At 42.0% G+C, this 12725-nt stretch carries 14 protein-coding genes and 1 tRNA gene; 12 read left to right on the top strand and 3 right to left on the bottom strand.

The genetic code is table 11. The annotated features are described in order from the left end of the window. Positions 1-132: 132 nt before the first annotated feature. Positions 133-208 (bottom strand) — tRNA-Glu (locus K9H14_07810). A 131-nt stretch (positions 209-339) separates the two neighbouring features. Here K9H14_07810 and K9H14_07805 point away from each other — a divergent pair. The 10 genes from K9H14_07805 (at position 340) to K9H14_07760 (ending at position 9916) form a co-directional block, all read left to right on the top strand. Next, positions 340-1050, top strand: a complete 711-nt coding sequence (locus K9H14_07805) for a GAF domain-containing protein (GenBank protein MCG9480094.1) — start codon at positions 340-342, stop codon at positions 1048-1050. 12 nt (positions 1051-1062) lie between these two features. After that, a complete protein-coding gene (locus tag K9H14_07800) occupies positions 1063-2055 on the top strand; it encodes a ketose-bisphosphate aldolase (GenBank protein MCG9480093.1) in 993 nt (330 codons plus the stop codon). A gap of 211 nt (positions 2056-2266) precedes the next feature. Further along, positions 2267-3400, top strand: a complete 1134-nt coding sequence (locus K9H14_07795) for a glutamine amidotransferase family protein (GenBank protein ID MCG9480092.1) — start codon at positions 2267-2269, stop codon at positions 3398-3400. A 4-nt stretch (positions 3401-3404) separates the two neighbouring features. After that, positions 3405-4937, top strand: coding sequence for an alpha-hydroxy-acid oxidizing protein (locus tag K9H14_07790; GenBank protein ID MCG9480091.1), 1533 nt, complete (start codon positions 3405-3407; stop codon positions 4935-4937). 2 nt (positions 4938-4939) lie between these two features. Further along, positions 4940-5389, top strand: coding sequence for a 4Fe-4S dicluster domain-containing protein (locus tag K9H14_07785; GenBank protein ID MCG9480090.1), 450 nt, complete (start codon positions 4940-4942; stop codon positions 5387-5389). A gap of 1 nt (position 5390) precedes the next feature. After that, positions 5391-6719 carry an FAD-dependent oxidoreductase gene (locus K9H14_07780; GenBank protein ID MCG9480089.1) on the top strand — a complete coding sequence of 443 codons (1329 nt, stop codon included), beginning with the start codon at positions 5391-5393 and terminating at the stop codon, positions 6717-6719. Further along, complete coding sequence (locus K9H14_07775; protein ID MCG9480088.1) at positions 6716-7489, top strand: hypothetical protein; 774 nt, start codon at positions 6716-6718, stop codon at positions 7487-7489. The genes K9H14_07780 and K9H14_07775 overlap by 4 nt, the downstream gene beginning before the upstream one ends. A gap of 64 nt (positions 7490-7553) precedes the next feature. After that, entirely contained in the window at positions 7554-8279 is a 726-nt protein-coding gene (locus K9H14_07770; GenBank protein MCG9480087.1) for a DUF72 domain-containing protein, read from the top strand. 40 nt (positions 8280-8319) lie between these two features. Continuing rightward, positions 8320-8718, top strand: a complete 399-nt coding sequence (locus K9H14_07765; GenBank protein MCG9480086.1) for a thioesterase family protein — start codon at positions 8320-8322, stop codon at positions 8716-8718. 7 nt (positions 8719-8725) lie between these two features. Beyond that, positions 8726-9916: a glycosyltransferase gene (locus K9H14_07760; protein ID MCG9480085.1), complete on the top strand. Its 1191-nt coding sequence runs from the start codon at positions 8726-8728 to the stop codon at positions 9914-9916. A 2-nt stretch (positions 9917-9918) separates the two neighbouring features. On the opposite strand, the gene K9H14_07755 is transcribed toward K9H14_07760, so the two are convergent. Further along, positions 9919-10551 (bottom strand): glycerol-3-phosphate acyltransferase, encoded by a 633-nt coding sequence (locus K9H14_07755; GenBank protein ID MCG9480084.1) that lies wholly within the window; start codon positions 10549-10551, stop codon positions 9919-9921. 82 nt (positions 10552-10633) lie between these two features. Between K9H14_07755 and zupT the strand changes: the two genes are divergently transcribed. Then, on the top strand, positions 10634-11392 hold the full coding sequence (zupT, locus tag K9H14_07750) for a zinc transporter ZupT (GenBank protein ID MCG9480083.1): 759 nt from the start codon (positions 10634-10636) through the stop codon (positions 11390-11392). A gap of 62 nt (positions 11393-11454) precedes the next feature. After that, a complete protein-coding gene (locus tag K9H14_07745) occupies positions 11455-12081 on the top strand; it encodes a GNAT family N-acetyltransferase (GenBank protein ID MCG9480082.1) in 627 nt (208 codons plus the stop codon). Here the strand turns inward: K9H14_07745 and K9H14_07740 are convergent, their stop codons facing one another. After that, positions 12082-12543 carry a GNAT family N-acetyltransferase gene (locus K9H14_07740; protein ID MCG9480081.1) on the bottom strand — a complete coding sequence of 154 codons (462 nt, stop codon included), beginning with the start codon at positions 12541-12543 and terminating at the stop codon, positions 12082-12084. Positions 12544-12725: the final 182 nt, after the last annotated feature.

Genomic DNA, 12725 nt, shown 5'->3' with positions numbered 1-12725 from the left:
CTGCCTGTAAAAGTGAGGTAGATTGCATAATTACTGGAGATAAAGATCTACTTGTATTGAAAAAGTATAATGGTATATCAGTATTATCTCCCAGGGATTTCTGGAGTTTTGAAAAGTCCTTTAAATAGGGACTGGTAGCGCATAGGGGACTCGAACCCCTGTTTTAGCCGTGAGAGGGCTATGTCCTAGGCCACTAGACGAATGCGCCACTGCACTAATGCATTTTATATATTCTAAATAATTTTGTAAAGGTAAAGCTTTTCCTATTTTTTCAATAAACAGTATAATTTTGGTACCATATGTAATATAATTTTGTAAATAATTTTTTAAGGAAATATTATGGAAGATAAAAATATCGAAAGCCCAAAAGAGATAATAGATGCTTTATCCAAAATTGGAGAAGCTATTACCTCAGATCTGTATTTGGAAGATATATTAAAGCTCATAGTAACCGTGACTGCGCAAACCCTGAAATCAAAGATATGCTCCATAATGCTGCTTGATCCCAAGAAAAAAGAATTAACCATTAAGGCAACCCAGAGTATAAGCAAAGAGTATATCAATAAAAATCCTATAAAGCTGGGAGAAGGCATAGCAGGTATAGTAGCATTAGAAAATAGATACCGGGCAGTCCCCGACATCTTAAAGGAAGATACCTATATCTACAAAGAGATAGCTGGTGAAGAAGGCTTGATTTCTCTGCTATGTGTACCTTTGCATGTTAAAGGTAAAGTTATTGGTGTTTTGAATTTATATACTTCAGAACCTCACCAGTTTAGCGACTATGAGGTAAGCCTTCTGAAGACAGTAGCCGATCAGGCAGCAATAGTAATAGAAAATTACCGCCTGGTAGTAGAAAGCAAGGTTATAAAAGAAGAGCTGGAGACCAGAAAAGTTTTGGAAAGGGCTAAGGGAATACTGATGGAAGAACATAATCTTACTGAAAATAATGCTTTTAAGAAAATACAAAAATTTGCTATGGATAAAAGGAAGTCCTTAAGGGACGTGGCTGAGGCAATAATTATGTCTCACGAAATGCAAAAAGAATAATGGGAGGTTAAATTGGCATTAGTTCCAATGAAACAGATTTTAGACGAGGCAGCCAAAGCGGGCTATGGAGTAGGCGCCTTTAATGTAAATAATATGGAGCAGATACAGGGTATTATGAGGGCTGCTTCCGAAACAGGGTCACCGGTAATACTTCAGGCATCAAGGGGTGCCTTAAAATATACCAATATGGTATATATAAAACACATGGCCCAGGCTGCCCAGGAAGAAAACCCGGACATACCCATAGCCCTGCACCTGGATCATGGCAATAGTCTTGAGACCTGCATGCAGGCTATAGAACTTGGTTTTACCTCGGTGATGATAGATGGTTCCCTTAAGGAAGATTCCAAAACTCCGACCACTTTTGAAGAAAACCTGGAGGTAACCGCTTCGGTTGTAGAGTATGCCCACAAATTTGGAGCAACCGTGGAGGGAGAGCTGGGAACCCTTGGCGGTATTGAAGATGGAGTAGGTTCAGGCAAGGTAAAACTAACCGATCCCGCAGAAGCAGTAAAATTTATAGAACAGAGCGGAGTAGATGCACTGGCTCTGGCTATAGGCACCAGCCATGGAGCCTATAAATTCAAGGCCAAGCCCAAGCTGGCCTTGGACATAATATCGGCAATATCAGACAAATTACCCCATTTCCCTCTGGTAATGCATGGCTCATCCTCGGTACCCAGCGAGCTTATAGACATTATAAACCGCTACGGAGGAAAGCTGGAATCAACTATGGGGGTACCCATACCTTCCATACAGGAAGCCATAAAAAGAGGAGTAAGGAAGATAAATGTGGATACCGATGGCAGGCTGGCTATGACTGGAGCGGTAAGAAGAGTACTGACTGAGGATCCGGCCGTGTTTGATCCCAGGAAATACTTTGGAGCAGCCAGGCAGGCGGTATATGAAGTAGTGAAGGGCAAGATGGAAGATTTTGGTACAATAGGCCATTCTCAGGATTATGAGCCCCTGAGCTTAGAAGATATGAAAAAAAATTATAAATAGCACCAAACATTTAGAAGGCATAGAAACCGCTATTTGCCGGTTTCTATGCCTTTACATTTTTTTATTTGACAAATTATCTAAACCTGATATTATTTGCTCATAAAAATTAAATATAATTCTTTTTGCATAAAGAGGTGTGAAAAGTTTTAAGGTAAAGTTGCCTTCTTAGAACAGAGATGTTTTAAGGGGGTTTTTTATTTATGGAGAAAAAATGCAAAATATAGACAGGATTACTAAAAAAGAATTATCAACCAGATACAGGATACCATCAGGTTGTGCAGTATTTGGAATAATGGATGAAAGCGGACATAGATTCGATGGTTCAAAAGTTCTGGAAGGAATTTCCATGATGCATGACCGCTCCAATGGGCTGGGCGGCGGTTTTGCAGCTTATGGCATATATCCACAGTTTGACCGGGACTGGGCTTTCCATATGATGTATGAAGATGTTGTTGCCCTGCAGCAGACAGAAGATCTACTTTTCAAAAATTTTGAGATACTTCACTCGGAAGAGATTCCTGTCAATAAAAAGATAAAGGTAGGCCAGCCCCCTTTAGTGTACAGGTATTTTTTAAAAGTAAATCCTGAATATAGTCATATGGAAGAAGATTACATAGTTAAGCTGGTAATGGATATAAACAGCAGTATAAGGGGTGCCTATGTTATGTCCAGCGGAAAGAACATGGGCATTTTTAAAGGGGTTGGTTACCCCGAAGAAATTGGAAGGTTTTTTAAGATTGAGGATTACCAGGGACATATCTGGACTTCCCATGGAAGATTTCCTACCAACAGTGTGGGATGGTGGGGAGGGGCTCACCCCTTTGGCCTGCTTAATTGGTCGGTGGTCCATAATGGAGAGATATCTTCTTACGGGAGCAACCAGAGATTTGTCAGTGATTTTGGCTACCGTTGCAGTTTATCTACGGACACCGAGGTGATTACCTATCTTTTTGACCTGCTGGTTCGGAAGGAAAAGATAGATATCAATCTTATACACCTTATACTTTCTGCCCCTTTATGGGAAGAGATTGACCGGTTGCCTGCCCGGCAGGGTGATGTAGCCAGGACTCTCAGGATACTCTATGGAGGATGTTTGCTTAATGGTCCGTTTAATATAATTGTAGGGCATAATGATTTCATGTATGCATTAAATGACCGGATAAAGCTAAGGCCCATGGTGGCAGCAAGGAAAGGCAATTTTCTTATTGTGGCCAGCGAGGAGGCAGCTATTAGAAAGGTTTGCCCCGTACCGGATACAGTCTGGCATCCGGAAGGCGGACAGCCGGTTATAGGGGTAGTTAAATCCAAAAAGAGACCGGATGTTATCAAAAAGGTAGGTGTGTAGTCAGATGGCATTAAAATTAAAGCAGACCGATTTTGAAATAGAAAGAGACTTAGAAAAGTGTATATCCTGCCAGGTATGCCTTAGGCAATGTTCCAATGATGTGCATGAATATGACAGTGAACAGGATATCATATACAGTGAAAACAGCCAGTGTGTAGGGTGCCATCGTTGCGAGAGCCTGTGCCCTACCGGTGCTATTAAAATAAAGAGATCAGAATCTGAGTTCAAGGAAAACGCCAACTGGTCTACCGACCATCTAAAAAATATATACAAGCAGGCAGATACAGGTGGAGTTATACTTACCGGTATGGGTGCAGACAGGCCATATCCCATTTACTGGGACCATATACTGTTTAATGCAGCCCAGGTTACCAATCCTTCTATAGATCCCTTACGGGAGCCCATGGAGATAAAAACCTATATTGGGTCCAAAGCAGATAAATTGCAGCTTATATCAGGAAGCTTAAAAAAACCCGGAGGAATCAGGGTTAAGCAAAAGATATCACCTCAGCTGGAGCTATCTACTCCCATACTTTTTTCTGCTATGTCTTTTGGGTCTATAAGTTTTAATGCCTGCAGGTCTTTAGCCCAGGCAGCCAGCCAGTTTGGAACCTTCTATAATACAGGGGAGGGAGGCATGCACAGGGATCTGGAACAATATGCCGGCAATACCATTGTACAGGTTGCCTCTGGCCGGTTTGGGGTAGATATTGATTATTTAAGTAAGGCAGCAGCAGTTGAGATAAAGATAGGCCAGGGAGCAAAACCGGGAATAGGCGGGCATCTGCCGGGAGAGAAAGTAACTGAGGAGGTATCCAATACCAGAATGATACCCCGGGGTACCGATGCCATATCTCCTGCTCCCCACCATGATATCTATTCTATTGAGGATCTGTCACAACTTATCTTTGCTTTAAAAGAAGCAACTGATTACCGGAAGCCTATCGGGGTAAAGGTCTCTGCTGTGCATAATGTAGCCCCTATAGCCAGCGGTATAGTTAGAGCCGGGGCTGACTTTGTAACCATTGATGGGTTGAGAGGGGGCACAGGAGCAGCGCCTCTGGCCATAAGGGATAATATTGGCATACCCATAGAGCTGGCTCTGGCTTCAGTGGATACAAGATTAAGGGAGGAGGGCATAAGGCACCGGGCTTCAATTATTGCTGCCGGCAGCCTGAGATCCAGTTCAGATATAATCAAGGCTATTGCTCTGGGAGCAGATGCTGTTTATATAGGCACAGCGGCCCTGGTGGCTATGGGCTGTCACCTTTGCCAGAAATGTTATACCGGCAAGTGCAACTGGGGCCTGGCTACCCAGGATCCTTACCTCACCAAGAGGCTAAACCCCCAGATTGGCACCAGGAGACTGGTAAACCTGCTGAGGGCCTGGTCCCTGGAGATTAAGGAAATGCTGGGAGGGGCAGGAATAAATGCAATAGAAAGTCTAAGGGGAAACCGCGAACATCTAAGGGGAATTGATCTGAGTGAAAAAGAACTGTCTATACTGGGAATAAAACATGCAGGAGAGGCATGGTAGATATGAAAAAAATATATATACAGGAAGAATATTGTATTGGCTGCAGGCTTTGTGAAATATATTGTCAGGTCAAGCATTCAAAAAGTAAAAAAATTATCAAAGCTTTTAAATCTGAACAGGGCCAATTGATGCCCCGGGTTCTGGTGGAGGAGATAGGGCATAACTCTTTTGCTATTCAGTGCAGGCACTGTGTGGATGCTCCATGTGTAGATGCCTGTATCTCCGGGGCTATGAAAAAAAATATCAGCACCGGGGTGGTTACCTGCGATCAGGATAAATGCGTTGGCTGCTGGAGCTGTATTATGGTTTGCCCCTACGGGGCTATCAGCAAGGATCCCGGTGAAAGGAAAATAGCTTCCAAGTGTGACCTGTGTGAAGATGAAGAGATACCGGTGTGCGTTAGTAACTGCCCTAATGAAGCTCTAAAATTTATGGATATGGAGGATAAATAAGGTGGAAAAGACAGACTACTTGATAATAGGAAACTCGGCGGCGGGAATAAACGCTGCTGAAGCCATCAGGGAACAGGATGGCAGGGGTAAGGTAATTATATTAACAGAAGAAAGTTACCTGAATTACTCCAAGCCCCTTATTACCTATTATCTGGCAGGTAAAATACCAATAGAACAGACCGGCTGGCAGCAGGGGGATTTTTATTCCCGGCTGGATATCGATATAAGGCTAAATACGAAGATAGTGCATCTGGATGTTGAGCAGAAAAAAGCGATATCGGCTTCAGGGGACAAATTTGGTTTCCAAAAAGCCCTTATTGCTACCGGAGGAAGTCCTATTATCCCAGCAATTGAAGTGGATGGCGGGAAAAAACTGGATAAAAAATTAATTAACAGGGCAGAAAATATTTTTACTTTGACCACTCTGGAGGATGCACGTAAGTTAAAAGCATATATAGAAAAAAACGGAGTGGAAAAAGCCACTATCCTGGGGGGAGGCCTTATAGGACTGAAGGCAGCAGAGGCCTTTCTGGAGCTGGGACTAAGAATTGAACTGATTGAACTTTCTGACAGGATTCTGTCAGCTACTTTTGATAAGCAGGCTTCTTCTATAGTTGAAGAAAGGATTAGGGACCTTAACAGTAATATATTTACTCAAAATACCATAGAGAAGATATATATGGAGGGTAACAGGATAACCAAAGCCCAGTTAACTGATGGCTCCAATATTGATTGTCAGGTACTGGTGGTTGCAGTGGGGGTAGCCCCGGAGGTTCCTTTTGTTGATTCCGGGGCCCTGGATACGGACAGGGGCATAAAAGTTAATCAATTTATGGAAACCTCAGCCCCTGAAATCTTTGCTGCTGGAGATGTGGTTCAGGCCAGGGATATACTGGCAGGCGAAGACAGGAATATAGCTATATGGCCACTGGCGGTCATGCAGGGGAAAACTGCAGGGCTTAATATGGCTGGCAGCCATTATGCCTACGGGGGAGGATTCTTTATGAATTCAGTGGAGATTCTGGGTGTTTCTTCAATATCCATGGGACTTACTTCCCTGGAGCCTGATGACAGCAGGAAGGTGGAGGTTTTAAGCCAGTTCAAACCTGAAAGCAATTATTACAAGAAAATTATAATAAGGGAAAATAAGGTAGTAGGAGCAATACTGGTGGGGGCTATTGAACGGGCTGGCATATATGCGGGCCTTATAAAAAATGGAATAGATGTGAGTAATATAAGAGATAACATAATCAGTGAAAATTTTGGCCTGATCCAGCTTCCTGCCGATTACCAGAAACATTTAGTAGTGGGGGAGGGCATTGAGGTATGAATTACAGCATAGATGCCAAAAATTTAAGTTACCGACAACTCAATTCAAAGGTAAGAAAAATTGCCTCAGACCGGAAAAACCAGTCTGCGGAGATAGAATTAATCGATATCTGCGGACACAGGTATATAGGGGATGGGATAAAAGGGCAAATAAATATGCGTATTCAGGGGATACCCGGCAATGACCTGGGAGCGTTTATGGATGGCCCCACCATTGAGGTTTTTTCCAACGGACAGGATGGGATAGGCAATACCATGAACTCCGGTAAAATCATAATCCATGGAGATGCAGGTGATATCCTGGGATATTCTATGAGGGGCGGAGAGATATATGTAAAAAAGAGTGTAGGATACAGGTGCGGAATACATATGAAATCCTATGACCGTAAGGTGCCGGTAATAGTTATAGGGGGCAGTGCCGGCAATTTTCTGGGAGAATATATGGCGGGTGGAATAATAATAGTTCTAGGATTGTTCAAGCCAGAGACAGTCAACAGCCCCTATATCGGGCACCGCACTGGAGTTACCGGGGACTATCTGGGTACTGGTATGCATGGAGGCAGTATATATGTAAGGGGAGATGTCGCCCCCTACCAGTTGGGAAAGGAAGTAAAAAAACAGGATGTGGACAGCTCGGATCTGGAGATTTTAAATAAGCATATTTCCAATTATTTTAACTATTTTGGGAAAGATATGAGTATAGATGCCAGAGATTTTAAAAAACTTGTTCCTTATTCTCATCGCCCCTATGGGAAACTGTATGCATATTAACTTATTTGAAAACCGGCAGATATTATTGTTTAATTAGACTAATGCTAATTACCATAAATTGATTATGGCTGCTGGAAAAATATTGGTCGGAACTTCAGGATATAGCTATCCGAACTGGCAGGATGAATTTTATCCCCGGGACATCAGTAAAAAAGATTGGCTTTCCTACTACTCCGGACAGTTTGACAGTGTGGAAATAAACAATAGTTTCTACCGTTTACCGGCCAGAAGCAGTTTTGAAAGCTGGGCCGAAAAAACTCCTCCCGGCTTCATATTTTCGGTGAAGGCATCAAGGTACATAACCCATATGAAAAAATTGAACCAGGTGCAGGAGCCGCTGGAAAAATTTATTAATTCAGCCCGGGGTTTAAAAAACAAACTGGGTCCAATTCTTTTTCAGCTGCCTGCTAATTTTGGCCAGAATAATCCCAGGCTAACGGAATTACTGAAGTTATCCGGAGATCTGAAATTTGTATTTGAGTTCAGGCATAAAAGCTGGTTTTCCAGGGATACCTATAACTTATTAGATAAATACGGATGTGGCCTGGTAATATCAAGCTCTCCCGGGTTCCCCTCGCAGGAAGTGGTTACAGGGGGTATATGCTACATCCGGCTCCATGGAGAAAAAAAGCTTTATCATTCAAGCTACAGCCAGAAGCAGCTAAGAGATTATGCTGATAAGATTGCCGACTACAGCCAGCAGGGAATAGATAGCTATGCCTATTTCAATAATGATGCTCTAGGGCATGCATTCAGAAATGCTATTGCCTTGAAGCAACTGCTAAAATAATGCTCTTTACTAAGCTGGAGAAAGAATTTAGAATATCTGTATGGAAGATTACAGGTTAGAGCAGGGTTTGGCCGGTCAGGCCAGGATAACAGTCAATGATAGTAATACCGCCATGGCTTATGGGAGCGGGACGGTAGACGTTTTTGCTACCCCTTCCATGATTGCCTTGATGGAAGAGGCGGCAATAAAGGCTGTTGATCATAAGCTTCCAGCCGGACTGGCAACGGTAGGAACCAGGATAGATGTAAAACATATGGCAGCCACTCCGGTAGGAATGAGCGTAACTGCCAATGCCGAGCTAATAGAAACAGATGGCCCCAAACTTAAATTCAAGGTGGAGGCTTATGACGGCAAAGAAAAGATTGGCGAAGGAATTCACTACCGTTTTGTAATTAACCTTGATCAGCTGAAACAAAGGTCTTTAAATAAATTGAAATAGGTAGATAATGGAATTATTTTTATTCTATCAGTATGCAGTGCTTCTAATTTTGTCTCTTCTACTGGTAAATTATATTGCCAACCATATCTTGTTTAGAAAAACAGGCAAACCTTATTCACCTGAACAAAAATCAACGGATTTACCCTTGATCTCCATTCTGATACCTGCCAGAAATGAAGAAGAAAATATAAGAAGATGCCTTAATTCGCTGCTGAAGCAGGACTATCCTGATTTTGAAATTATTGTTCTTGACGACAATTCTACAGATAAAACCTATGATATAGCAGAAGGCCTGTCTAAAAAAGATGCCAGACTCAGGGTAATTAAGGGGAAGAAACTAAAAAGCGGATGGCTGGGCAAGAGTTTTGCCTGTCACCAGCTGTCCCAGCAGGCCAGGGGGAAGATTCTGGTGTTTACCGATGCAGATACCCTGCATTTCCCACATTCGGTTTCCGGTGCAGTAAACAGCTTAATTTCAGGTAACTACGGGGGGATATCGGTGTTTCCACAGCAGATAATGGTAACCGTACATGAGAGGATGATGGTCCCTTTTGGCAATTTTATGATACTATGTTTTTTGCCTTTGCTGCTGGTAAAAAAAAGCAAAAATCCTTTATTTTGCACCGCAATAGGGCAGTACATGCTGTTTAGAAAAGAAGTATACCAACAGTTTGGAGGGCATAAAACTATCCGTAAGGAAATACTTGAAGATATCCATATTGCCAAGCTGGTAAAAAAAACCGGGCACAGGTTTATGATTTTTGATGGGACCAGTAATGTGTACTGCAGGATGTATAAGAATCTGGACCAGGTAATTAAGGGTTACAGCAAGGTTCTGTTTGCTGCTTTTGATTACAATTTTTCCAATTTTTTACTGGCCTTTATAATGATTACTGTTCTGTTTCTTGCTCCCTTTGTTTTTTTGCCCCTGACCCTTATTTTTAACTGGCCCCAGTTGTTCACCAATATTATAGCTGCCCAGATATTGATAATTTTTTTGATGAAAATAATTTATGCGGTCAGGTTTAAAACCAGAGGCAGGGATATACTGCTTCATCCCCTATCGGTTGCTTATCTTTTACTTATTGCCATTAATTCTTTCTGTAAGTGCAGATTTGGAGCAGGGCTGTACTGGAAAGACAGAGTCTATGACGTAACTGATGAACAGGACTTAAGGCTTATCAAGCATCCCAAATAAGCTTATCTTATCTTGGGAGCAAACAGGTCTTTTAGGGATTTTTCTTTTTTAAACTTAAAGTTTTTAATAAATGCTATGTTGTGGTTTAAGTATTTGGGGATAATAATTAAAAATAAAAGCAGCCAGAAAAGGATATAAATTGTGGAATTGTAGTATAACAGGAAAAAAATAGCAGCCCAGCTTATACCGCTTAAAACACCCCAGATCATATTTCTTATCAGAAATAGGCCCAGTAGAATTCCCACTCCGAAAGCCAGTACAGAAAAAGGATTGATGGCCAATAACAACCCTAGTAAGGTAGCCATGCCTTTCCCTCCCGAAAATTTTAGCAGGGGGGAGTAATTATGTCCGGCCACAGCAGCGCAACCGGCTATAAGGGCCAGGCCTGTAGAGCCGGTATAGGCGCTTATCAGATAGAAGGGCAGAAACCCTTTGGCCATATCAAATATTATCCCTATAAGTCCCCAGAATTTAGACACATTGAAAGTAAGATTCCAGCCTCCCGGATTTCGGTCTCCTATCTGGGTCAGATTTCTATGCTTGATTTTAGCGATAATGTAACAGAAAGGAACCGAACCAATAAGGTAGCTGAGCAATACCAACACTATATTCCTTGTAATTAATAACGGGTCCATATGAAAATTATATAAAATTATTTTTCTTTTATCACTTTTTTTTCTATTATTTATAATAAATATCAAAAAATTTTTTGTAAAAATGAGCGATATATTAAAAGCTTTACTTCTTACTACCCTGGCCGGACTTGCTACGGTAATAGGCAGTCTGCTGGGATTAATACCTAAGAAAATTGGAAATAGGTTCTTTAGTTTTTCTCTGGGCTTTACTGCAGGGGTGATGATCGGTATTTCTTTTTTAGAGCTGATGCCTTCCGCAGTAGAAAAAGTTGGCTTTTTAAGGTCCAATCTATTTTTCTTTGCCGGCTTTGGCCTGATGTTTTTAATAGATTACCTCATTCCCCATGAGTATATTGGCCAGAAGGACGGAATAGCTGAAAATACGGATCAGAAATTATTGAGAACGGGGCTGTTTGTGGCTTTAGGCATAGGTATCCATAATTTTCCGGAAGGCATGGCTACCTTTTACAGCGCCCTGGTGGATATAAGGCTGGGTATAGCCATTGCGGTAGCTATAGCTATACATAATATACCCGAAGGCTTGGCGGTATCCACCCCTATATTCAAGGCAACCGGCAGTAAGAAGAAGGCATTTTTTTGGTCCATGCTTTCCGGTATTGCGGAACCGGCAGGGGCGTTGGTTACCGCAGCATTTTTGTTGCCTTTCTTAAATCCCCAGATACTGGGGATGGTGCTGGCAGCCATTGCCGGGGTAATGGTGTTTATATCCATCGATGAACTGATTCCGGTATCCAGGTCTTATGGGTTTGATCATATGCCGGTTCTGGGTTTTATAGCGGGAATGGCAATAATGTCAGTAAGCCTGTTTTTAATCGTATAGACTTAAAATGCAGAGAGGCAGTAAAAATCTCTAAATACCCGCATTGTTGAACCTGAAAAATCATGATGCAGGCCAAAGAAATAGGATCGGGGATTTATATCATGGATAACTTAACCATAATAAAAGGTCTGCCTTCCCGGTATAGATTACAGCTGGTCCATATCTATTTTGAGGTTTTCGGGTCCAAAGTTAGAATGATACTGGGCTCCAAACCTACCATCCTGAAATTTATGACTGAAGCCTTAAATACCAAAAACGGATATTATGCTCTCAAAGGACCCCGTTTAGTGGGATTTCTGGGATTTGAGAGTAAGGGGAATACCTATTCTGATTTTAGCTATAAAAATTTAAGAAAGGTTTTTAACCCTTGCAGGGCATATTTTCTAACCCAGGTGTGCAGACTGGCTGCTTACCGGGCGCTAAAGCCGGGACAGATTCTCATAGATACTTTTGCCGTTCTGCCGGAGCAGAGGGATCGGGGAATAGGGACTCTTTTGTTTGAAACCTTTGAAAAGTTTGCCGTACATAATGGTTACAGCCAGATATTGCTGGAGGTTACCGACACCAACATTAAGGCAATAAAACTCTACCGCCGGCTGGGGTTTGAGCCGGTCAGTATTAGGCGCTATTTTGTGCTGTCACGGTTTCTGGGTTTTTCAGCTTCCATAACCATGGCCAAGCAGCTATAGCTATAATTTAAGTTCCATGGCCAAACGGTCGTGTCCGCTTCCGTATTCATCTTTTTTAACCTTCTGGGTTGAAAATCCATGTTTTTTATACAGCTCTACGGCCGGACGGTTTTGGGGGTCTACGGTCAACTGGACCCTCTTTATTTTATCTGCTTTAAATAATTTGATAACCTGGATAAAAAACTGGTCTCCCCATCCCTGTCCCCGGCAATCTTTATGGATATGAAAAGAATGTATGAAGGCAATGAAGCTGTCATTCCAGTCCCTGAAAGCCAGGCAGACTCCGATAATCTTGTTTTGGCGGATAGCTACTACTACTCTTCCATAGTTTATGATTACCGGCAGCAGCCATTGGTTAGCTGCTGCTTCTACCCCAAAACTGTCAGTTTCCATCTGTTTTAAGGTATTTATAAGTTCGGGATCGTATTTTTTTACTATTTTTACAGTTATACTTTCATTCATGTCTTGTTCACCTGTATAAATGGTTACCCTTCTAGATTAAAATTTATAATTAGAAATATTTGGCTCTTTTTAAAAATATTGTTGATTTTCACACCGCCTTCACTGCACATGCCCTGAGCAGCAAGGCTCTTCCTGCTGCCTCCAATGTCTTATCTTTTGCCACCGTATCAATAAACTCAAAC

Source organism: Actinomycetes bacterium, from assembly GCA_022396035.1.
Classification (GTDB): Bacteria; Actinomycetota; Humimicrobiia; order Humimicrobiales; family Humimicrobiaceae; genus Halolacustris.
The sequence above is the reverse complement of the archived record's forward strand: the minus strand, read 5'-3'. Positions and strand labels throughout refer to the sequence as shown.